19 protein-coding genes are annotated in these 20,965 nt (G+C 57.0%); 11 read left to right on the top strand and 8 right to left on the bottom strand.

Features of this window, described 5'->3' with window-relative positions; translation table 11 throughout:
- Window positions 1-34 precede the first annotated feature (34 nt).
- Both choX and JWR17_RS04040 read left to right on the top strand, forming a co-directional pair.
- Window positions 35-952 (top strand): choline ABC transporter substrate-binding protein, encoded by a 918-nt coding sequence (gene choX / locus JWR17_RS04045; RefSeq protein ID WP_299828551.1) that lies wholly within the window; start codon window positions 35-37, stop codon window positions 950-952.
- A 155-nt stretch (window positions 953-1,107) separates the two neighbouring features.
- Window positions 1,108-2,676: a SulP family inorganic anion transporter gene (locus JWR17_RS04040; protein WP_299828549.1), complete on the top strand. Its 1,569-nt coding sequence runs from the start codon at window positions 1,108-1,110 to the stop codon at window positions 2,674-2,676.
- Window positions 2,677-2,689: 13 nt separating this feature from the next.
- Here JWR17_RS04040 and aroE read toward each other — a convergent pair whose 3' ends face one another.
- Both aroE and hemF read right to left on the bottom strand, forming a co-directional pair.
- Window positions 2,690-3,514 carry a shikimate dehydrogenase gene (gene aroE / locus JWR17_RS04035; protein WP_299828547.1) on the bottom strand — a complete coding sequence of 275 codons (825 nt, stop codon included), beginning with the start codon at window positions 3,512-3,514 and terminating at the stop codon, window positions 2,690-2,692.
- Window positions 3,515-3,582: 68 nt separating this feature from the next.
- Window positions 3,583-4,497 carry an oxygen-dependent coproporphyrinogen oxidase gene (gene hemF / locus JWR17_RS04030; protein WP_299828545.1) on the bottom strand — a complete coding sequence of 305 codons (915 nt, stop codon included), beginning with the start codon at window positions 4,495-4,497 and terminating at the stop codon, window positions 3,583-3,585.
- Window positions 4,498-4,661: 164 nt separating this feature from the next.
- Here hemF and JWR17_RS04025 point away from each other — a divergent pair, with 164 nt between their 5' ends.
- On the top strand, window positions 4,662-5,639 hold the full coding sequence (locus JWR17_RS04025; RefSeq protein ID WP_299828544.1) for an NADPH:quinone reductase: 978 nt from the start codon (window positions 4,662-4,664) through the stop codon (window positions 5,637-5,639).
- A gap of 10 nt (window positions 5,640-5,649) precedes the next feature.
- Here the strand turns inward: JWR17_RS04025 and JWR17_RS04020 are convergent, their stop codons facing one another.
- The 3 genes from JWR17_RS04020 to JWR17_RS04010 all read right to left on the bottom strand — a co-directional run bounded on the left by JWR17_RS04020 (window position 5,650) and on the right by JWR17_RS04010 (window position 8,514).
- A complete protein-coding gene (locus tag JWR17_RS04020; RefSeq protein WP_299828542.1) occupies window positions 5,650-6,207 on the bottom strand; it encodes an L-threonylcarbamoyladenylate synthase in 558 nt (185 codons plus the stop codon).
- A gap of 39 nt (window positions 6,208-6,246) precedes the next feature.
- Window positions 6,247-7,365 (bottom strand): DNA-processing protein DprA, encoded by a 1,119-nt coding sequence (dprA, locus tag JWR17_RS04015; protein WP_299828540.1) that lies wholly within the window; start codon window positions 7,363-7,365, stop codon window positions 6,247-6,249.
- Window positions 7,366-7,488: 123 nt separating this feature from the next.
- Window positions 7,489-8,514, bottom strand: a complete 1,026-nt coding sequence (locus tag JWR17_RS04010) for a LysM peptidoglycan-binding domain-containing protein (protein WP_299828538.1) — start codon at window positions 8,512-8,514, stop codon at window positions 7,489-7,491.
- Window positions 8,515-8,657: 143 nt separating this feature from the next.
- Between JWR17_RS04010 and def the strand changes: the two genes are divergently transcribed.
- From def to rsmB, 3 genes are all read left to right on the top strand, one after another.
- A complete protein-coding gene (gene def, locus JWR17_RS04005) occupies window positions 8,658-9,161 on the top strand; it encodes a peptide deformylase (protein WP_299828536.1) in 504 nt (167 codons plus the stop codon).
- A gap of 67 nt (window positions 9,162-9,228) precedes the next feature.
- On the top strand, window positions 9,229-10,188 hold the full coding sequence (gene fmt / locus JWR17_RS04000; RefSeq protein ID WP_299828534.1) for a methionyl-tRNA formyltransferase: 960 nt from the start codon (window positions 9,229-9,231) through the stop codon (window positions 10,186-10,188).
- The gene (rsmB, locus tag JWR17_RS03995; RefSeq protein WP_299828532.1) at window positions 10,185-11,504 is read left to right on the top strand and encodes a 16S rRNA (cytosine(967)-C(5))-methyltransferase RsmB; all 1,320 of its coding nucleotides are present in this window, start codon (window positions 10,185-10,187) and stop codon (window positions 11,502-11,504) included. Before fmt ends, rsmB begins: the two co-directional genes overlap by 4 nt.
- A 48-nt stretch (window positions 11,505-11,552) precedes the next feature.
- On the opposite strand, the gene JWR17_RS03990 is transcribed toward rsmB, so the two are convergent.
- Together JWR17_RS03990 and tag are read right to left on the bottom strand one after the other, a co-directional pair.
- Window positions 11,553-12,440 carry a lysophospholipid acyltransferase gene (locus tag JWR17_RS03990; protein ID WP_299828530.1) on the bottom strand — a complete coding sequence of 296 codons (888 nt, stop codon included), beginning with the start codon at window positions 12,438-12,440 and terminating at the stop codon, window positions 11,553-11,555.
- A gap of 38 nt (window positions 12,441-12,478) precedes the next feature.
- Window positions 12,479-13,030: a DNA-3-methyladenine glycosylase I gene (tag, locus tag JWR17_RS03985; protein ID WP_299828528.1), complete on the bottom strand. Its 552-nt coding sequence runs from the start codon at window positions 13,028-13,030 to the stop codon at window positions 12,479-12,481.
- 79 nt (window positions 13,031-13,109) lie between these two features.
- On the opposite strand from tag, the gene glyQ reads away from it, so the two are divergent.
- Genes glyQ through JWR17_RS03965 form a run of 4 tightly spaced genes read left to right on the top strand, consistent with a single transcriptional unit; the run spans window position 13,110 to window position 17,465 of the window.
- Window positions 13,110-14,057 (top strand): glycine--tRNA ligase subunit alpha, encoded by a 948-nt coding sequence (gene glyQ / locus JWR17_RS03980; protein ID WP_299828526.1) that lies wholly within the window; start codon window positions 13,110-13,112, stop codon window positions 14,055-14,057.
- Entirely contained in the window at window positions 14,054-16,108 is a 2,055-nt protein-coding gene (gene glyS, locus JWR17_RS03975) for a glycine--tRNA ligase subunit beta (RefSeq protein ID WP_299828524.1), read from the top strand. Before glyQ ends, glyS begins: the two co-directional genes overlap by 4 nt.
- A gap of 9 nt (window positions 16,109-16,117) precedes the next feature.
- Window positions 16,118-16,663, top strand: coding sequence for a D-glycero-beta-D-manno-heptose 1,7-bisphosphate 7-phosphatase (gene gmhB, locus JWR17_RS03970; RefSeq protein WP_299828568.1), 546 nt, complete (start codon window positions 16,118-16,120; stop codon window positions 16,661-16,663).
- 31 nt (window positions 16,664-16,694) lie between these two features.
- A complete protein-coding gene (locus JWR17_RS03965; RefSeq protein WP_299828566.1) occupies window positions 16,695-17,465 on the top strand; it encodes a 1-acyl-sn-glycerol-3-phosphate acyltransferase in 771 nt (256 codons plus the stop codon).
- 141 nt (window positions 17,466-17,606) lie between these two features.
- Here the strand turns inward: JWR17_RS03965 and JWR17_RS03960 are convergent, their stop codons facing one another.
- Window positions 17,607-20,240 carry a glucosidase gene (locus JWR17_RS03960; RefSeq protein ID WP_299828522.1) on the bottom strand — a complete coding sequence of 878 codons (2,634 nt, stop codon included), beginning with the start codon at window positions 20,238-20,240 and terminating at the stop codon, window positions 17,607-17,609.
- 475 nt (window positions 20,241-20,715) lie between these two features.
- Here JWR17_RS03960 and JWR17_RS03955 point away from each other — a divergent pair, with 475 nt between their 5' ends.
- On the top strand, window positions 20,716-20,964 hold the full coding sequence (locus JWR17_RS03955) for an acyl carrier protein (RefSeq protein ID WP_299828521.1): 249 nt from the start codon (window positions 20,716-20,718) through the stop codon (window positions 20,962-20,964).
- Window position 20,965: the final 1 nt, after the last annotated feature.

Below are 20,965 nucleotides of genomic sequence, written 5' to 3'. Positions count from 1 at the left end.
CAAAATCAAGAAAAAAACCAAAGGGGCACACCATATGAAGTTATCCACAACACTGGCAGTCGGTTTTATTGCTTTGACCAGCGTTTCGGCCTACGCCGAACAGAGCTGCAGCACGGTGAAGATGGCCGATCCAGGCTGGAGCGACATCGCCGCAACCAACGCCATCACCGGTTTTTTGCTCGATGGCATGGGTTATAAAGCCAAGGTCGATACCTTGGCAGTTCCGATCGCTTACGGTGGCCTCAAGGACGGCCAAGTGGATGTCTTTTTGGGTAACTGGATGCCTGCTCAGCAGGGCTTTTATGACAAATTCGTCGCCAATGGCGATGTTACCCAGCTGAACAAGAACCTGGAGGGCACCGAGTTCACTCTCGCCGTGCCGGATTATGTTTGGGATGCCGGTGTGCATAACTTTGCTGACCTGAACAAATATGCCGACAAGTTCGGCAGCAAAATCTATGGCATCGGCTCTGGTGCACCGGCAAATATTTCGCTGGCAACAATCATCAAGGGCAACGAGTTTGACCTAGGCAAATGGAAACTGGTTGAATCCAGTGAACAGGCAATGCTGGCCGAAGTCGCGCGTAACGTGAAGAAGAACACCTTCGTGGTATTCCTCGGCTGGACGCCACACCCAATGAACGTGCAGATGAAAATGCATTACCTCAAAGGTGGTGAGAAGTATTTTGGCGATACCGGCAGCGTGTTCACCCTGACGCGCAAAGGTTATGCCGATGCCTGTCCGAACGTTGGCAAGCTGTTGACTAACCTGAGCTTCACCCAGGAAATGGAAAACAGCATCATGGCTGACGTTGTGACCAAGAAAATCACTAACACAGAAGCGGCTAAAGCCTGGATCAAAGCTAACCCGGCGGTCTTGGACAAATGGCTTGATGGTGTGAAAACCATCGACCAGAAAGATGCACTGACTGCTGTAAAAGCAACGCTGTAACGGCTCTGCGCTGGATCTGTAGGAGCCAACGTGTTGGCGAGGCGGGCAACGCGTTGCATCTCAAGCGCGGAGATGCTGCTGATATCGCCAACAAGTTGGCTCCTACAGAATATGCGGAACTCTGTAGGTTCACGTGCAAAACCACCGAGAGATTCATGGGTTGGTTCAACCGTCACACCTTCTTTCCATTTCTGGATTGGCTCCCTCGACAAACCCGTGCCAGCGTCGGCAACGACGCACTCGTCGGGTTAAGCGGGGCAATCCTGGCACTGCCGCAATCCATCGCTTACGCCTTGATCGCAGGATTGCCGCCTGAGTACGGCCTGTACGCAGCAATCGTGCCGGTCATGATCGCCTGCTTGTGGGGCTCGTCATTCCATTTGATCGGCGGACCCACTGCGGCTATTTCCATCGTGCTGTACGCGAGCATCAGTCCATTGGCGTTGCCGGGCAGCCAGGATTACATCACCTTGATTTTGCTGCTGACGTTCATCGCCGGAATCTTCCAATGGCTGTTGGGGTTACTCCGTTTCGGCGCACTGGTGAACTTCGTTTCACATTCGGTGATATTGGGTTTCACCTTGGGCGCCGCTGTCGTCATTGCGTTGGGTCAGTTACCGAATATGTTCGGGCTGGAGATGAGCAGCCAGTCCACCGCCCTTAAAAGTGTTTCAGCGCTGCTGGACCATCGGGGCGAGATTGATCATCCCTCGTTGATACTCGGTGCGTTGACCCTGGCCGTGGGCGCCACGTTGAAATACTTTCTGCCACGCTGGCCGACCCTGTTGATAACCTTGCTTGGGGCAGGTTCGCTGGTCTGGCTGTGGCCAGAAAAATTCGGTCATGTGCAATTGGTACGCGCCTTCGTCGGGCATTTACCGCCGCTCAGTGCGCTGCCCCTGGACCCGGAATTGATTTTGAAGCTGCTGCCTAGCGCCGTCGCCGTGGGCATGCTTGGACTGGTGACCAGCCTGTCGATTGCCCGGTCGCTGTCCAGCCGCTCGCAACAACTGCTCAACGCCAATCAGGAGATCCGCGCCCAGGGCCTCTCGAACATGGTCGGCTCGCTGTTTTCCGGATATTTGTCAGCAGGTTCGTTTACCCGTGCAGCCCTGAATTATGACGCAGGGGCCCGCTCACCCTTGGCGGGCCTTTTTTCGGCACTCTGGGTGGCGCTGTTCGCAGTGTGTGGGGCGTCGCTGATCGCGCACATTCCAATTCCGAGCATGGCGGCGTCGATTTTGTTGATCTGCTGGGGCCTGGTGGACCGTCGCGGGATTCGCGCGCTGTTCCGCGTCAGTCGGGCAGAGTTTGCGGTGATGGCCCTGACCTGTCTGGCGACGTTGCTGTTGGAGTTGCAAACTGCGATTTATGCCGGTGTGCTGGCCTCGCTGTTCTTCTACCTCAAGCGCACGTCGCAGCCACGGGTGCAGCAATGGCGTGACGGGGATAACGATATCCTACGGGTCGGCGGCTCGATCTTTTTCGGCGCCAGCCACTACTTGCAGGTTCGCCTGCAACGCAGCGAAGGCGAACACGTGGTGATCGAAGCGCAGCAGATCAACTTTATCGATTACTCAGGCGTGGAGATGCTGCATCAGGAAGCCCGCCGTTTGCGCGGTCTGAACCGCAGCCTGACGCTGAAAAACGCTCGGCCGCAAGTGATTGAAGAACTGCGCAAGCTGGAAGGCGCCGATAAGTGCCCGATCCTGTTCGTCGATTAGTTTTTTCCGCGCCTCAGGCGCTGGCTAATTGCCGACGCAATTCAGCCAATACCGGTGCGGTGTCCGGGCGCACGCCACGCCATAAGTAGAACGCTTCGGCAGCCTGTTCGGCGAGCATGCCCAGGCCGTCTAGCACGTGGGTCGCGCCGTATTCCGTGGCCCAGCGGCAAAAGGGTGTAGGTTCTTTGCCGTACATCATGTCGTAGCAAACGGTACGGCCGGGCTGGATCAAACTCGATGAGATGGGAGGAACCTCTCCGGCAAGGCTGGCGGAGGTGGCGTTGATAATCACGTCGACTGATTCTTCCAGCCAATCAAAACCACTGGCGAAAATCGGCCCCAGGTCGGCGAACTGATGCGCAAGCAATTCGGCTTTTTCTACCGTGCGGTTGGCAATGACCAGTGCGGCGGGTTGCTCGGCCAATAAGGGTTCCAAGGCGCCCCGTACCGCGCCGCCCGCGCCGAGTAGCAAGATGCGCTTGCCCTTTAGGGCGACTCCAGCGTTTACGGTCAAATCCCGTACCAGCCCGGCGCCATCAGTGTTGTCCCCCAACACGTGACCATCCATACCTTTGCGCAAGGTGTTTACCGCACCCGCGCGTTGTGCTCGTTCGGTCAGGCTGTTGGCGAAACGAAAGGCTTGCTCCTTGAAGGGCACGGTGACGTTGGCGCCACGTCCGTTTTCAAAGAAAGCTTTTGCGCAGCCAATGAAATCGTCCAACGGCGCCAGCAGGGTGCTGTAATCCAATTGCTCGCCGGTTTGTTCAGCAAACAGGCGATGAATCAACGGGGACTTGCTGTGGCTGATGGGATTACCGAAAACGACGTAATGGTCCATTGCGGGGTTCCTGATTCAGTCTTTATATACGTGCCACCCTCTCCTACAGAGGGATGATCTTATCGAAGTCACGCCAGTGCCAACCAATCCCGATCTTGCAAAAAATACTCGGTCAGGCGCGCTTCTTCGCTGCCGGGTTCGGCTTTCCAGTCGTAGCTCCAGCGGACTTGGGGGGGCAGCGACATGAGGATCGACTCCGTGCGACCGCCGGACTGCAAGCCGAACAATGTACCTCGGTCGTACACCAGGTTGAACTCGACATAACGCCCACGGCGAAACTCCTGGAATTCCCGCTGTTGCGCGGTGTATGCCGTAGCCTTACGACGCTTAACGATGGGCAGATAAGCATCGATAAACGCATCGCCAATTGCCCGGATAAACGCAAAACTGGTCTCGAAGTCCCACTGATTCACATCGTCGAAAAACAGGCCGCCAATGCCTCGCGGTTCGTTGCGGTGTTTGATGTGAAAGTAGCTGTCGCACCAGGCTTTGTAGCGCGGATACACATCATCACCGAACGGCGCACAGGCTTGCTCGGCAACGCGGTGCCAATGCACGCAGTCTTCTTCCACGGCGTAATACGGCGTCAGATCGAAACCGCCGCCAAACCACCAGACCGGCTCTTCGCCTTCTTTCTCAGCGATAAAAAAACGCACATTGGCGTGGGACGTCGGTATGTGCGGGTTGTGCGGGTGGATCACCAACGACACGCCCAGCGCCTCGAAACCGCGCCCGGCCAGTTCTGGCCGGTGAGCGCTGGCGGACGGTGGCAAGCCGCTGCCAAATACATGTGAGAAGTTGACCCCACCCTTTTCAATCAGCTCACCGTTTTCGATCACTCGGGTGCGACCGCCTCCGCCTGCCGGCCGGGTCCAGGCGTCTTCAATGAAGTGCGCACCGCCATCTTCGCTTTCCAGCGCATTGCAGATTCGGTCTTGAAGGTCGAGCAAGTAGGCTTTAACAGCTTCGGTGCGGGTCGTCATCGGGTCACCTTGAAACGTCGCTGAGCCGTGGGGGGCAGCGGGGCTGGCAAATTGGCGCGTAGCATACCATTGGCGTTGTGGCTGACGCTGTTGACGGGGATCAAGGGATGGGGTCCGATAGGTGCCTGCATTTTCTTGTTTCAATTCATCACCGGAGAGAACAGATGGCAAAGCGTATCCAGTTCCGCAGCATCGGCGGCCCAGAAGTTCTTGAGTATGTAGATTTCGAACCTGCTGAACCGGGCCCACAGCAGGTACGCCTGCGCAACAAAGCGATCGGCCTGAATTTCATCGATACCTATTACCGCAGCGGCTTGTATCCGGCGCCTTCATTGCCGTCGGGCCTTGGAACCGAAGGCGCGGGCATCGTGGAAGCGGTAGGCAGCGAAGTGAGCCAATTCAAAGTGGGCGACCGTGTGGCGTACGGTGGCGGACCCTTGGGCGCTTATGCTGACGTGCACCTGATTCCTGCTGCGAGCCTGGTAAAACTGCCGGATTCAATCAGCTTCGAACAAGCGGCGGCGGTGATGCTCAAGGGCCTTACCGTGCAATATCTGTTCAACCAAACGTTCGCGCTGAAGGGCGGCGAAACCGTGCTGTTTCACGCAGCAGCGGGTGGCGTAGGCTCGCTGGCCTGCCAGTGGGCAAAGGCAATCGGTGTGAAACTGATCGGCACTGTCAGCTCTGCCGAAAAAGCCGCCCACGCGAAAGCGCTGGGTGCCTGGGAGACCATCGATTACAGCACCGAAGACGTGGTCAAGCGGGTTCTGGATTTGACCGCCGGGAAAAAGTGCCCGGTGGTGTATGACGGCGTAGGACAGGACACTTGGCTGACTTCCCTCGACTGCGTTGCGCCGCGTGGGCTATTGGTCAGTTTCGGTAACTCATCCGGGCCGGTGGCTGGGGTGAACCTGGGAATTCTGGCGCAGAAGGGCTCGCTGTATGTCACGCGCCCGACACTTGCGACCTATGCTAACAATGCCGAGAACCTGCAAGCGATGGCCAATGACGTATTCGCTATGCTGGCCAACGGCACGCTCAAGGTCGATGACATTCAGCGTTATGCGCTGAAAGATGCCGCCAAGGCACATGTGGAGCTCAGCGCTCGGCGCACCACGGGATCGACCATCCTGATTCCTTGATTGAGATGACTTAGCCCGGGCGAATAATTTCGCCCGTGACCAAGTCACGAATCAAGCTCGGGTGCTTGCGGCCGCCCAATAAACCGCCCAGAACCATGTCGATTTCGCCCCGGAAATATTGTTCCACGCGAATGCGCGTCCGGGCGGCCGGACGCCCAAGCGGGTTGGCGGAGGTTGAAACCAGTGGCCCGACCAGTGCGCACAGTTCACGCACCTGTGGATGATCGCTGACACGCAACGCCACGGTGTCGTGAATGCCCGTTATCCATTCCGGCAGCAGGTCTTGATGCGGCACCAGCCAGGTGTTGGGTCCCGGCCAGGTTGCAGCCATGCGGTCCAGCCATATTTCCGGAAACTCTTCGAACAGAAAGTCGAATTGCCGAATGTTATCGGCGACCAGTATCAAGCCCTTATCGACAGGTCTGGATTTGATCGCCAACAGCCGATAAACCGCGTCTTCGTTCCACGGATCACAGCCCAGCCCCCACACCGCTTCGGTTGGATAGGCAATCACTGCGCCAGCTCTAATCTCTCGTGCGGCTTGCTGCACACGCCAACTGCTGACCATTTGCTCTATCTCCCGGAAACTACTGTGCGCAGTTTAACCTCAGCGCACACGACCAAACCACCGTCCGGCCTCACAGCTTATATGCCCGTCCAGCTCTAGCTCGGTTAATGCAGCCAGAACCTTGGGCAACGGCCAGCCCATGGACAGCGCTAACGCTTCGCTGGTATGGGGCGCGGCGTGCATTAAATCGAGCAAGGGATGACGGGCAAGTTGACTGGGGGTAGCGGCAGCAGTGCTCACGCCACTGTCAATGTTCTGCCAACCGCGCAAGGCTTCGAGGATGTGCTCGACGGTTTCTACCAACACGGCGCCATCACGAATCAGCTGATGGCACCCGCGAGCCCCAGGGTGATGAATCGAGCCAGGAACGGCGTAGACCTCACGCCCTTGCTCAGCAGCCAGGCGGGCGGTGATCAGCGATCCGCTGCGCACGCTGGCCTCAACCACCAGCACGCCCAGCGACAAGCCGCTGATGATTCGGTTGCGTCGAGGGAAGTTGGCGGACTGCGGCGCTGCGTCCAGCGGAAACTCGGAAACCACCGCGCTGCCTTGGGCGCACATGGCGGCGGCAAGCTGCCGATGGCGCTGTGGATAAAAATTTTCGATGCCAGTGCCGAGCACGCCAATTGTCTGCCCGCCGACGTCCAGCGCGCCTTGATGGGCGGCACCATCAATGCCGAGCGCCAAGCCGCTGGTAATGACGAACCCAGCGCCCGCCAAGCTGCGGGCAAAGGCCGTCGCGGTGTCCAGAGCCGGCTTGGAAGCACGTCTGCTGCCGACCATGCCGAGCTGCGGGCGCTGCAGAATAAGAGGGTCGCCCGCGACGAACAGCAGAGGTGGAGCGTCGGGAATCTCGGCCAGCAACGCGGGGTAGTTTGGGTCATCCCACATCAGTAAATGCTGGCCAGGGCGGTCCAACCAGGCCATCGCTGCATGGGCCCCGTCACGAACTTCCGGGCTACGGCGGGCCTGCGCACACTCGTTGGAAAAGCCCAGCGATCGCCACGCGCTGGCGGGTGCACTAATGGCGGCGGACGCTGAGCCAAAGGCCTTGATCAGCCGATGAAAACGCTTGGGGCCAATGTCCGGCAAGCGATGCACGCGCAGCCTGGCTTCAAGTTCAGCGGGTGAAAAATCAGCAATATCGAACAGCGGCATAGATCTTCCTTGATCAGTTGCGCCTCCCTCACAGCATGGACAACCTGTGGACAACTCTGTTAGTAACTATTTGATAAGCGCATGCCCGGTGGGAAAAACATGCCCTATATCCGTCACATAGCTCTACGGGTTTCGCACCTTGTCCAAGACCGTCAAAGAACGCGTAGCGTGGAGAACCAAACCATAGCTGAGCTTTTCATAAGTGCGAAAAACCATTAGTAACCCCGAGCGTTCATCCGGGATTTTTATCCGCTCTCCGGACACGTCATCGCGCACCTGCTCGCCGGTCTTGTAGATCGCCAACACGTTGCCTTCCACCAGACCGTCGCGCCGTCCCTTGTCGAGCGTGACCACGTCAAACACGCCAATCTGTGTCACACCCCGTGGCACATCAATGATCAGTCCATCGATTTTAGTGTCCGGGGCGCTGGGGAAGAATGTCGAATTGATCGGGCGCTCTTCGCTGGTAAACAGACGGTCAGCCAGGCGTACTTCCTGGGTAGAGCGTTGCAGAATCAGGGTCGCGACGTCACCTTCATGGGCGACCACTTCGCCGCTGCCAATGTCATCGGCATTGATACCCAACACGTTGCCGGTCACCGGGTCGGTGTAGGTTTTGCCCTGACGGAAGATGCCGTACACCAGGTGGGTCGAATCGAACGCTCCTCGCGCATACACCCGATCACCTACACCGCTCAGGACGCTTTCTGCATTTCCGGCGACGATATAGGGCGCGTTTTTGAAGGTAGCAGGGTCATCCACGATGCGGTTGCTGAGTAAATAGCTGTTGATCGTGCCCAGAGGAATACTCGGGATCGCTTCGGCCATCGGCGTAGTACGTACACGTGGAGACAATTTTATGGTGCCGCGTGATTCCCCGCGATTGACCACCAGGCGCGGCTGCCCATCGACATAAATCAACGACAGCCTGTCACCGGGGTAAATCAGGTCAGGGTTGGCTATTTGCGGATTCTGCTTCCAGATTTCCTTCCATTTCCAGGGTTCGCTCAGAAATTTTCCGGAAATATCCCAAAGGGTATCGCCTTTGACGACGGTGTAATTCTCCGGATGACCTTCCCGGAGCTGCACTTGCGCCTGACAAAGGCCAGCACAGGCCAACAGCAGCAGGGCGAGTAGTGATTTCCTCATGCGGTGAATCCCTTTATCATATGGCTTCCCGTGAAACAGTCAGAGTCCCAGAGGCTTGGGTTTTACGAGATTGCAGCCTTCGGACCCTGTCCGGACTAGCAACCGACTTTCGACTTTACCCTACAAGTGCAGCTCTAACGTATATGGCTATTTTAAACATTCTCGAATTTCCCGATTCGCGCCTCCGCACCATTGCCAAGCCCGTGGCCGTGGTCGACGACGGCATTCGCCAGTTGATCGATGACATGTTCGAAACCATGTACGAAGCGCCAGGTATCGGGTTGGCGGCGACTCAGGTCAACGTCCACAAACGCATCGTCGTCATGGACCTCAGCGAAGACCGCAGCGAACCCCGGGTTTTCATCAATCCGCAGTTCGAAACCCTGACCGACGAGATGGAGCAGTATCAAGAAGGCTGCCTCTCGGTGCCAGGTTTCTATGAAAACGTCGACCGTCCGAACAAGGTTAGAGTTACCGCTCTGGACCGCGACGGCAAGCCTTTCGAGCTGACTGCCGAAGGATTGTTGGCGGTGTGTGTCCAGCATGAGTGCGATCACCTCAACGGCAAATTATTCGTTGATTACCTGTCAAACCTCAAGCGCGATCGAATCAAAAAGAAGCTGGAAAAACTGCACAAGCAAGCCTGATCCTTTTAGGACTGTCGCGCTGCAAACACAGGCCCTACAGGTCCGAACTCTATATACCGAGAACACCATGACCGAGCCACTGCGCATCGTCTTCGCCGGCACCCCGGAATTTGCCGCCGAACACCTCAAAGCTTTGCTCGACAGCCCCCATCAGGTGATTGCCGTCTACACCCAGCCTGATCGCCCGGCTGGCCGTGGACAAAGGCTGATGCCGAGCCCGGTCAAACAGCTCGCTGAGCAACAGGGTATCGTGGTTTTGCAACCGCCTACGCTACGCAACGCCGAGGCCCAGGCCGAACTGGCTGCGCTCAAACCCGACCTGCTAGTGGTGGTCGCTTACGGGCTGATCCTGCCGCAAGTGGTGCTGGATATTCCGCGGCTGGGTTGCATCAACAGCCATGCTTCGCTGCTGCCGCGTTGGCGTGGAGCGGCGCCGATCCAGCGCGCGGTTGAAGCGGGCGATGCTGAAAGCGGCGTGACCGTCATGCGCATGGAAGCAGGCCTGGACACTGGGCCGATGCTGCTTAAGGTCACCACGCCCATCAGCGCTGAAGACACTGGCGGCAGTCTGCATGACCGTCTTGCCGAACTCGGCCCACCGGCTGTGATTCAGGCCATCGCCGGTCTGGCTGACGGCACGCTGTCTGGCGCTGTTCAGGACGATGCGGTGGCGACCTACGCTCACAAACTGAACAAAGACGAAGCACGTATCGATTGGAATCGTCCGGCTGTTGAGCTGGAACGTCTGGTGCGCGCCTTCAATCCGTGGCCGATCAGCCACAGCACGCTCAATGGCGAAGCGCTGAAGGTACTGGCCGCCAGCCTCGACGAAGGGCAGGGCACGCCCGGTGCGATTCTTTCCGCCAGCAAAGACGGCTTGATCGTAGCCTGTGGCCAACAGGCTTTACGCCTGACTCGTTTGCAGCTGCCCGGTGGTAAGGCGCTGAATTTCGCCGACCTGTTCAATAGCCGTCGCGAGAAATTCGCAGTAGGGATTGTCCTCGGCGCTGGGGTGGATCCTCAATGAACCCGCGTCTCGCCGCTGCAAAAGCCTTGGCCGTGGTCCTCAGCGGAAAAGCCTCGCTAAACAGTTCCCTGCCAAAACAACTGGATAACGTCGACGCCCGTGACCGGGGATTGACCCAAGACCTGGCATTCGGCACCGCACGTTGGCAACCGAGGTTGTCGGCGCTGGCGGCAAAACTGCTGCAAAAACCCTTCAAAAGCGTGGATGCCGATGTGGAGGCATTGCTGCTGGTGGGGCTGTATCAATTGCTTTACACGAGAATTCCGCCCCACGCCGCCATCGGCGAAACCGTGGGCTGCGCCGACAAGCTGAAAAAGCCGTGGGCCAAAGCATTGATCAATGCCGTATTACGTCGTGCCCAACGAGAAAGCGAAGCGCTGTTTGTCGAGCTGGAACACGATCCGGTGGTTCGCACTGCGCACCCGCGTTGGCTGCAAAAAGCGCTGAAGGCCTATTGGCCTGAACAGTGGGAAGCCATCTGTGCGGCCAACAACACTCATCCGCCGATGATTCTGCGGGTTAATCGCCGTCACCACAGCCGGGATGCCTACCTGCAGTTGTTGCAGGGCGCGAGCATTGAAGCTCACGCCTGCACGTTCAGTCAGGACGGCATCGTGCTCAGCGAGCCGTGCGATGTGCGCAACTTGCCGGGATTTGCCGAAGGCTGGATCAGCGTTCAGGACGAAGCCGCGCAATTAGCGGCCGATCTGCTTGATTTGGCCCCCGGCCAACGCGTGCTAGACGCCTGCTGTGCGCCGGGAGGCAAGACGTGCCACTTGCTGGAAGTCCAGCCGCAATTGGCCGGCGTGGTGGCGGTAGACCTGGAAGCCAAGCGCCTGGTGCGGGTGAAGGAGAACCTCGAGCGTCTGGGGCTGAGCGCCGAGCTGATCGCCGCCGACGCACGGGAAACTCAGCAATGGTGGGACGGCAAACCGTTCCAGCGCATCCTGCTTGATGCGCCATGTTCCGCCACGGGGGTGATTCGTCGCCATCCGGACATCAAACTGGCTCGTCAGGCCGACGACATTCCGGCCCTCGCCACGCTGCAAGGTGAGCTGCTGGACGCACTGTGGCCCACACTCGAAGTCGGCGGCATCTTGCTGTATGCCACGTGTTCGACGTTACCGATGGAAAACACCGACGTGGTCGATGGGTTTCTGGCCCGCACATCCGGCGCCCGAGAGCTGGACATCGCCGGCCAGCTTGGGCAGCAACCACCCGGCCTGAAACAACCCCACGGCCGTCAGCTACTGCCGCAAGAAGGCGGACACGACGGGTTTTACTACGCCAAACTGATCAAGATCGCTGCGGTTTAACTGTCAACGTGAACTTTCGGCAATCCACAAATCCGGTGGAAGCTAACTTCAATACCAACGCTTTTCCCCAGCCGGGCGTTTTCTAAAGCGTTTCATCGTCCACATGTACTGGCTCGGGTACGCTCGCACATATTTCTCGACGACTTTACTCATGGCCGCAACTGAAGTGGCGGTGTCGGTGCTGTACATCGCTTCGGGAGCGGCTTCCAGGACCACTTTGTAGCCGGAACCGTCCGGCAGGCGCATGGCGTGAAGGAACACACCCACCGCCTTGCCGCCCGCCAGCATGTTCGGCACAAACTTGCTGGTTAACGCCTGAACCGCAAAGAATGGCACGAAAATTCCTGCGGACTCAGCAGGCTCAGGATCCGCTGGAATCCCCACCGAACCGCCTTTGCGTACTTCCTTGATGACACTGAGGATGCCCTCCCTGGTCGACGCCGCCACGCGATTACCCAACTGCACGCGTTGTTTGCGCAACAAGTCATCCACCGCCTTGAGCTTTGGCGGACGATAGAAAATGATCGGTTTGCACTGGCTGCAATAGAAGTGGTTCAACACTTCCCAGTTGCCCAGATGGCTGGTGATACCCACTACGCCTTTGCCCGACGCCAGCGCCGCTTCCAGCACTTCAAGCCCTTCGACTTCGCGCACCAGATCAATGGATTTCTGCGCGGGCCAAATCCAGGCACAGGCGCTTTCGGTCAGCGTTTTGCCGATATCCATCAACGCACGGCCAACCAATTGCTCGCGTTCCACCGCGTCCATTTCAGGAAAACATTTGGACAGATTGATGCGCACGATTTCACGCGAACGATTCGGGGTCTTCCACATTAGCCAGCCGATAGCGCCGCCGACCCATTGCACCACCCGCCAAGGCAGCAATGCAAACAGGCGCAACATCCCTACCAGCAGGGCACCTTTAAACTTATCCACAGATCACTCCTGAATTCGCGAGGCCGCTATTGTAACCATCAGCGAGCGAGGACAGCGTATCGATCACATTCCTGAGTGTGATCCATGACCATTCCCGAGGCTTGCATGAAGGCGTAACAAATAGTCGGCCCAACGAAAGTGAAGCCCGCTTTTTTCAGTGCCTTGCTCATCGCTTCCGCCTCCGGGGTAATCGCCGGGACTGCGCTGCGGTCTATAAAATGATTGGTTTTGGCCTCGCCACCGACGAAGGACCATAGCCACTTCACCGGATCCTCAAGCGCCAACCAGGCTCGGGCATTACGCCGCGCCGCGTTAAGCTTCAAGCGATTACGAATAATGCCGGGTTCGAGCATCAACGTTTCGACGTAGTCATCGCTCATTTGCGCGATTTTTTCCACGTCGAAGCCGAACATGACCTCGCGATAACGGGCGCGTTTCTTCAAAATTGTGATCCATGAGAGCCCGGCCTGGAACCCTTCGAGCAATAACAACTCGAAGAGCTTCTGTGCATCGCGCAGCGGCACGCCCCATTCTTGATCGTGATAAGCGATATAAAGCGGATCTTCGTTGCACCAAAAGCAGCGTGGCATAAGGCTCCAAGGGTGGAGGCGCGGCTGAATCGGGTATACTCCCGCTCTTTAAATCGCAGCCCCAGTACAGGTGAATTTCGTGAGCCAGCCTACGCCAGCCGTGCGTACCTTCCAAGACTTGATCCTCGCCCTCCAACAATACTGGGCCGAGCAAGGTTGCGTGGTACTTCAGCCCTACGATATGGAAGTCGGCGCCGGCACATTCCATACCGCCACGTTTCTGCGCGCCATCGGCCCGGAAACCTGGAACGCTGCTTATGTGCAGCCAAGCCGTCGTCCAACTGACGGTCGCTACGGCGAAAACCCGAACCGCTTGCAGCACTACTATCAGTTTCAAGTCGTTCTGAAGCCGAACCCGGACAACTTCCAGGAGCTGTACCTGGGCTCCCTCAAACATGTGGGCCTTGATCCGTTGGTGCACGACATCCGTTTCGTCGAGGATAACTGGGAGTCGCCAACACTGGGCGCCTGGGGTCTGGGCTGGGAAGTCTGGCTCAACGGCATGGAAGTCACTCAGTTCACTTACTTCCAGCAAGCAGGCGGCATTGAATGCTACCCAGTAACCGGCGAAATCACCTACGGCCTCGAGCGTCTGGCGATGTACCTGCAAGGCGTGGACTCGGTCTATGACCTGGTATGGACCGATGGGCCGTTCGGCAAAGTGACCTATGGCGATGTGTTCCATCAGAACGAAGTGGAGCAGTCGACCTATAACTTCGAACACGCCAACGTTGAAAAACTGTTCGAGCTGTTCGACTTCTACGAAAGCGAAGCGGCGCGCCTGATCGAGCTTGAACTGCCATTGCCAAGCTACGAAATGGTGCTCAAGGCATCGCACACATTCAACTTGCTGGACGCACGCCGGGCGATTTCGGTGACGGCGCGTCAGCAATACATTTTGCGCGTCCGCACGCTGGCCCGTTCGGTGGCCCAGGCGTACCTGCTGGCCCGGGCCAAACTTGGCTTCCCGATGGCGCCCCCCGGTATACGTGACGAAGTGTTGGCTAAGCTGGAGGCTGCACAATGAGTGCTCAAGATTTCCTGGTTGAATTGGGCACCGAAGAGCTGCCTCCAAAAGCCCTGAGCATTCTGGGTGATGCGTTCCTGGCGGGTATCGAAAAGGGCCTGCAAGCGGCTGGCCTGAACTTCACTGCCAAACACGTTTATGCGGCACCCCGTCGTTTGGCCGTTTTGATTACCCAGTTGGCTACACAGCAGGAAGACCGCAGCGTTAATCTCGATGGTCCGCCTCGTCAGGCCGCGTTCGACGCTGACGGCAATCCGACTCAAGCCGCCCTGGGCTTTGCCAAGAAATGTGGCGTTGAACTGAGCGACATCGATCAGAGCGGCCCGAAGCTGCGTTTCAGCCAGAATATTATTGGCAAACCGACCATCAGCCTGCTGCCAACCATCGTCGAAGATTCGCTGAATGATTTGCCGATTCCAAAACGCATGCGTTGGGGTGCGCGCAAAGAAGAATTTGTGCGTCCGACTCAATGGCTGGTCATGCTGTTCGGCGACCACGTGATCGACTGCACAATCCTCGCGCAAAAAGCCGGGCGAGATTCCCGAGGTCACCGCTTCCATCACCCGGACAGTGTGCGCATCACCTCGCCGGCCAATTATCTGCAAGACCTGCGTAGCGCTTACGTGCTGGCCGATTTCGCCGAACGTCGCGAGCTGATAAGCAAGCGTGTAGCTGAGCTGGCGACCCAACACGAAGGCACCGCCATCGTGCCGCCGAGCCTGCTGGACGAGGTGACCGGCCTGGTCGAGTGGCCAGTGCCGCTGGTGTGTTCGTTCGAGGAGCGCTTCCTTGAAGTACCCCAGGAAGCGTTGATCATCACCATGCAGGATAACCAGAAGTATTTCTGTCTGCTGGATGCCGAAGGCAAGTTGCTGCCACGTTTCATTACTGTGGCCAACATTGATAGCAAAGACCCGACGCAAATCGTGTCCGGTAACGAGAAAGTGGTTCGCCCACGCCTCACCGACGCCGAGTTTTTCTTCAAGCAAGACAAAAAACAGAAACTGGAAACCTTCAACCAGCGCCTGCAAAACGTCGTGTTCCAAGCCCAGTTGGGCAGTGTTTTCGACAAAGCCGAACGCGTGTCGAAGCTTGCAGCCTTTATCGCTTCGCGCATCGGCGGTGATGCCCTGCGCGCTGGCCGTGCCGGTCTGCTCTCGAAGTGCGATCTGGCGACCGAGATGGTCGGCGAGTTCCCGGAAATGCAGGGCGTAGCGGGTTATTACTATGCGTTGGCGGACGGCGAGCCTGAAGACGTTGCACTGGCGCTGAATGAGCAATACATGCCCCGTGGCGCTGGCGCTGAATTGCCAAGCACCCTGACCGGTGCCGCTGTGGCCATTGCCGACAAACTCGACACCCTGGTCGGCATCTTCGGCATTGGCATGTTGCCTACCGGCAGTAAGGACCCGTATGCCCTGCGCCGCGCAGCATTGGGTGTGCTGCGGATTCTGATCGACAAGAAGCTTGATCTTGATCTGATGCAAACCGTGGCATTCGCTGTCAGCCAATTCGGCACCCGGATCAAACCGGCGGGTTTGGCCGATCAAGTGCTGGAATTCATCTTCGACCGCCTGCGTGCGCGTTACGAAGACGAAGGCGTCGAGGTTGCGGTGTACCTGTCGGTACGTGCGTTGAAACCAGCGTCGGCCCTTGATTTCGATCAGCGGGTTCAAGCGGTTCAAGCCTTCCGCAAATTGCCTGAAGCTGCGGCATTGGCTGCTGTGAACAAGCGTGTGTCTAATTTGTTGAGCAAGGCCCAAGGTGGGATCTCCAGCGCGGTCGAGCCGAAATACTTCGACAACGCCAATGAGTTCTCGCTGTACTCGGCAATCCAACAAGCAGACCAGGCCGTGCAACCCATGGCGGCTTCGCGACAGTACACCGAAGCCCTGGGCCGTCTGGCGGCCTTGCGCGAACCGGTTGATGCGTTCTTTGAAGCAGTGATGGTTAACGCCGAAGACGCCAGCGTGCGTGCCAACCGTTATGCGTTGCTGGCTCGACTGCGCGGCCTATTCCTTGGCGTTGCTGACATCTCGCTGCTGGGCTAACGGAAAGGACTGCGCGTGAAGCTGCTGATTCTCGACCGGGACGGGGTGATTAACCAAGACTCGGACGCTTACATCAAGTCGGTTGAGGAGTGGCTGCCCATTCCTGGCTCGATCGAGGCCATCGCACAATTGAGCAAAGCCGGCTGGACGGTGGCGGTGGCTACCAACCAGTCGGGCATTGCTCGCGGTTATTACGACATCGCGACCCTTGATGCCATGCATGCGCGCTTGCGCGAATTGGTGGCCGAGGGGGGCGGTGAAGTAGGTTTGATCGTTTACTGCCCACATGGCCCAAATGAAGCATGCGATTGCCGCAAGCCAAAGCCGGGCATGCTCAACGCTATCGCCAGGCATTACTCGGCTAATCTGACGGGTATCTGGTTTGTTGGCGACACCTTGGGTGACCTGCAGGCGGCATTGGCCGTCGACTGTCAGCCTGTGCTAGTAAAGACCGGTAAAGGTTTGAAGACGATGAACAGTCCTCTGCCCGCCGGCACATTGATTTTTGACGATCTCGCGGCTGTTGCCGCAGACCTTATTCAACAGCATAAATAGACGGGCGATGCCCGCAACGGTAAATGTACCTATGTCGATCATGCAGGCAATCCGAACGTTCCTGTTTTACCTGCTGCTGGGCACCAGTTCTCTGCTGTGGTGCACGCTGAGTTTCTTCATCGCGCCGTTTCTGCCGTTCCGCAAACGTTACCGGTTTATCAATGTCTATTGGTGCCGCTGCGCTTTGTGGCTCACTCGGGTGTTTCTCAATATCCACGTTGAAGTGAAGGGTCAGGAGAATGTCCCGGAACAGCCGTGCGTGATTTTGTCTAACCACCAAAGCACTTGGGAGACGTTTTTTCTCTCTGCGCATTTCGAGCCGTTAAGCCAGGTACTAAAGCGCGAGCTTTTGTATGTCCCGTTTTTCGGCTGGGCCATGGCCATGTTGCGGCCAATCGCAATTAACCGTGACAACCCTAAAGCAGCCCTTAAGCACGTCGCCAAACGTGGCAACGAACTGCTTAAGGACGGCGTTTGGGTCCTGATCTTCCCGGAAGGTACTCGCGTTCCGTTCGGCCAGGTGGGCAAGTTCTCACGGGGCGGAACTGCGCTGGCGGTCAACGCGAACCTCCCGGTGCTGCCTATTGCCCATAATGCGGGCAAGTACTGGCCGAAAGAAGGTTGGGCAAAAAAGGCTGGCACTATAGAGCTGGTGATTGGCGAACCCATGTACGCCGAAGGCACTGGTCCACGGGCCATCGCCGCGCTCAACGACCGAGTAGCGGCCTGGAATGAGGCAACCCAGCGCGCCATGGGTTCAGTGGTTGCACCAGCGCCGAGCAGCGAAAGTGCAGTAATCTGATTTTGTGGATAACCTGTGCACCACTTTTGTAAATGGGTTAGAAACAGACGCTAACTTACTAATACTTCAGCTTATTTCTTCAGCGTATTAGCGAGCCAAATAAGTGCATAAGTTTTTTTATGCCCCATTTTTGGCTCGCATTTATTTTTGTAGTAACAACGCTACCAGCGCGCTCCAACCGGTTTGATGAGACGCCCCAAGACCTCGTCCGGTTTCGCCGCTGAAGTACTCATGGAACAGCACCAAATCCCGACTGGCTGGATCATCCTGCAACTGAGGGTATGCCGCCATGCTCGGCCGACGCCCATTCTCATCCCGTAAAAACAGTCGCGTCAGTCGCTGGCTCAGGCCGTCAGTCACCTCGTCCAGGGACGACAAGAATCCTGAACCGGTCGGGTACTCAACCAGGAAGTTGTCGTCGTAGTAACGGTGAAATTCTCGCAGGGACTCAATCAGCATGTAGTTAACCGGCATCCACACCGGTCCACGCCAGTTGGAATTGCCGCCGTACAGTCGCGAGTTGGACTCGGCCGGTTGATAATCCGCGCACAGGTTGCTGCCGTTAACCTGCATGCTGAACGGCTTATCTTCGTAGGCCTTTGAAAGCGAGCGAATACCAAACTCGGATAAGAACTCATTTTCATCGAGCATCCGAGACATTAAGTCTTTAGTCCGTTGACCACGCAGCAGCGCCAATAGCATTCGATTGCCTTTACCTGGCTCAGTCCAACGTGAAATTAACCTGGCAAAATCTGGCCTGTGGCGCAGGAACCCGAGCATCCGCTCGCGTAACCCGGGCAGCCCTTCATGCTCTCGTTGTTCCAACACCTGGACCGCGAACAGTGGCATCAAGCCCACCAACGAGCGTAAGCGCACGGGTTCGATACTTCCGTCAGGGCGATGCAGTACATCGTAGAAGAACTTGTCCTGCTCGTCCCAGAGCCCACCAGAACTGTCGTCACCGCGGTTGATAGCGCCTGCGATGTATAAAAAGTGTTCGAAGAATTTAACGGCGATATCGACATACACCGGGTTACGTTTGGCCAATTCCAAAGCAATACGCATCAGGTCCATGGCGTAGGCTGCCACCCACGCGGTGCCGTCTGCCTGGTCCAGTTCGTAACCCGGCGCCATCGCTGCCGAACGATCAAACAGCGCGATGTTATCCAGGCCTAGGAAACCACCTTGAAACACGTTGCGCCCTTCAGCGTCTTTGCGATTGACCCACCAGGAGAAATTAAGCAGCAGCTTATGAAATATGCGCTCGAGAAAGTCCAGATCGCCAACGCCGGTTGATTGTTTCTCCTGTTGATAAACCCGCCAGGAGGCCCAGGCATGTACCGGCGGATTTGCATCGTCAAAACGCCATTCATACGCCGGCAGTTGGCCGTTGGGATGCATGAAGCGGTCTTTTACCAGCAGCAATAATTGGTCTTTAGCGAACACCGGATCGATCAGCGCAAAGGCAACGGCCTGAAACGCCAGATCCCAAGATGCGTACCACGGGTACTCCCACTTGTCCGGCATGGATACGATGTCGAAATTGGAAAGGTGCCGCCAATGGGTGTTACGAATTCCAGCGCGCTCGGGCGGGGGTGGCGGTTGCGTCGAGTCGCCGTCTAGCCAGCGATTGACATCGAAGTAATACAATTGCTTCGACCAGAGCAGGCCTGCCAATGCTTGGCGTTGCACGTTGCGGGCGTCGGCGTCCTTTTGGTTGTTCTGCAGCACCGCGTAATAATCGTCAGCCTGCTTACGGCATAGATCCACCAGCTTTCTGCCATTCACCGCCTCGGCGTCGCGGGGAGCAAAACGCAAGTAAATGACTTCAGTCTCGCGACCTTTAAGCTCAAGCACGAAGTGCGCGGCGGCACGGGTCCCCTTATCGCGATGAATCGCGTCGGTTTTTCCGCCAGCCACATAGTCATTAATTCCGTCTTTGAAGGGTCCGCTCGCCCATTGACCGTTGAGACGGGCTGTATTGGTGTCGTTCTCGCAGAACAACCATTCGCAGGGTTGCTGGCCCCAGGCGGTAGCGACTCTTGCTGGTTGCTGGGGATAACTCGCGAGCACTTGCTGCTCTTCAAGGGCAAGGCTAGGGCGCTCGGTTGTGTCACCCCAACTCCAGGTATTGCGCGCCCAAACATGTGGCAACACGTGTAACCGTGCGGATTTCTCCGAACGGTTTTCTACCGTGACGCGCATGAAAATATCATCAGGCGTGTGCTTGGCATATTCGATGCTCACGTCAAAATAATGGTTGTCGTCGAATACGCCAGTATCCAATACCTCGTATTCCGAATCGTTCAGGCCGCGTCGGGCGTTTTCCTGAACCAGATCGTCGTAGGGAAATGCAGCGTGTGGATATTTGTAGAGCATGCGCATGTAGGCATGGCTTGGGATTCCATCGACATGAAAATACAGCTCTTTGACGTCTTCGCCGTGATTACCTTCCGAGTTGTTCAGGCCGAACAAGCGCTCTTTGATAATCGGATCGTGCTCATTCCACAACGCCAGTCCCAGGCACCAGCGCTGCCCCTTGTCGGAGAATCCAGCCAGCCCATCTTCGCCCCAGCGATACGCACGACTGCGGGCATGATCGTGGGGGAAATAACGCCAGGCATCACCATCAGCGCTGTAGTCCTCACGCACGGTGCCCCACTGACGATCACTGAGATACGGCCCCCATTCCCGCCATCGGTCAGCGTCATCCCCGGTAAGGCGCTTGCCTTCGACGGTTTCGAGGAGTGGGGTCGGTTTGGTCTCAGCAGTCATTGATACTTCCACGAGTGTTGGATGTGCCCCAGTGTAAAGCGGTGGGGGTAGATGAGGCACTCTTGGTTGGAATTGATTCAGGCAGGATTCAGGCGGGGGATGGCAAAAAAATAAAAGGCACGCAGCGACCCGCGGCGGTCAGCTTCATCAGTCGAATAACAGGCTTAAGCACAGTGACTAATAGAGGAGTGTCTATCAACACTGTATATGTGCCCAATAACATGGCGCCATCAATCACGCGTATTGAAGAGCGGCCCATCCAATAATTCAATGGGCTCGTTGTTGTATAACGGTTTAAGTGCGTGCAATGTAATGGCGTAATGACTTAATCAATCAATGACCTCAATCGTTAAAATAATTTCTAGTCCAAAAGGCTCTAGCATGAGGCCGGACGTTGTCCTTTCTTCAGAAAGGTGACCGCTCCACGTTTTAACCTTAAATCTTTCCTGCTGTTCGCTGAAAGTGAGCAAATCAAATGAGTGTGAGCGAAGATCCGATTTATGGCCAGCTGACCGAAATATTTCAGGCTGTTTTTGACGAAGACGATCTGGTGGTAACGCCGGCTATGACGGCTGACGATGTTTCGGGCTGGGACAGTCTCAGCCACGTACGCCTTATCCTGACTGTAAGCAAAACCTTCGGGATAAAATTCTCGGCATCGGAAATGGCGTCTTTCAAGAATGTCGGTGAACTTGCCACGGCAATTTCCAAAAAGTGCAACTAAG

This window comes from Pseudomonas sp., from assembly GCF_028293835.1.
Classification (GTDB): domain Bacteria; phylum Pseudomonadota; class Gammaproteobacteria; order Pseudomonadales; family Pseudomonadaceae; genus Aquipseudomonas.
This window is presented reverse-complemented; position numbering and strand designations above follow the sequence as displayed.

Excerpts from the sequence above, each read along its gene's own strand:
- choX (WP_299828551.1), top strand. The coding sequence starts at position 35 with ATGAAGTTATCCACAACACTGGCAGTCGGTTTTATTGCTTTGACCAGC.
- JWR17_RS04040 (WP_299828549.1), top strand. The coding sequence starts at position 1,108 with ATGGGTTGGTTCAACCGTCACACCTTCTTTCCATTTCTGGATTGGCTC.
- aroE (WP_299828547.1), bottom strand. The coding sequence starts at position 3,514 with ATGGACCATTACGTCGTTTTCGGTAATCCCATCAGCCACAGCAAGTCC.
- hemF (WP_299828545.1), bottom strand. The coding sequence starts at position 4,497 with ATGACGACCCGCACCGAAGCTGTTAAAGCCTACTTGCTCGACCTTCAA.
- JWR17_RS04025 (WP_299828544.1), top strand. The coding sequence starts at position 4,662 with ATGGCAAAGCGTATCCAGTTCCGCAGCATCGGCGGCCCAGAAGTTCTT.
- JWR17_RS04020 (WP_299828542.1), bottom strand. The coding sequence starts at position 6,207 with ATGGTCAGCAGTTGGCGTGTGCAGCAAGCCGCACGAGAGATTAGAGCT.
- dprA (WP_299828540.1), bottom strand. The coding sequence starts at position 7,365 with ATGCCGCTGTTCGATATTGCTGATTTTTCACCCGCTGAACTTGAAGCC.
- JWR17_RS04010 (WP_299828538.1), bottom strand. The coding sequence starts at position 8,514 with ATGAGGAAATCACTACTCGCCCTGCTGCTGTTGGCCTGTGCTGGCCTT.
- def (WP_299828536.1), top strand. The coding sequence starts at position 8,658 with ATGGCTATTTTAAACATTCTCGAATTTCCCGATTCGCGCCTCCGCACC.
- fmt (WP_299828534.1), top strand. The coding sequence starts at position 9,229 with ATGACCGAGCCACTGCGCATCGTCTTCGCCGGCACCCCGGAATTTGCC.
- rsmB (WP_299828532.1), top strand. The coding sequence starts at position 10,185 with ATGAACCCGCGTCTCGCCGCTGCAAAAGCCTTGGCCGTGGTCCTCAGC.
- tag (WP_299828528.1), bottom strand. The coding sequence starts at position 13,030 with ATGCCACGCTGCTTTTGGTGCAACGAAGATCCGCTTTATATCGCTTAT.
- glyS (WP_299828524.1), top strand. The coding sequence starts at position 14,054 with ATGAGTGCTCAAGATTTCCTGGTTGAATTGGGCACCGAAGAGCTGCCT.
- JWR17_RS03965 (WP_299828566.1), top strand. The coding sequence starts at position 16,695 with ATGTCGATCATGCAGGCAATCCGAACGTTCCTGTTTTACCTGCTGCTG.
- JWR17_RS03960 (WP_299828522.1), bottom strand. The coding sequence starts at position 20,240 with ATGACTGCTGAGACCAAACCGACCCCACTCCTCGAAACCGTCGAAGGC.
- JWR17_RS03955 (WP_299828521.1), top strand. The coding sequence starts at position 20,716 with ATGAGTGTGAGCGAAGATCCGATTTATGGCCAGCTGACCGAAATATTT.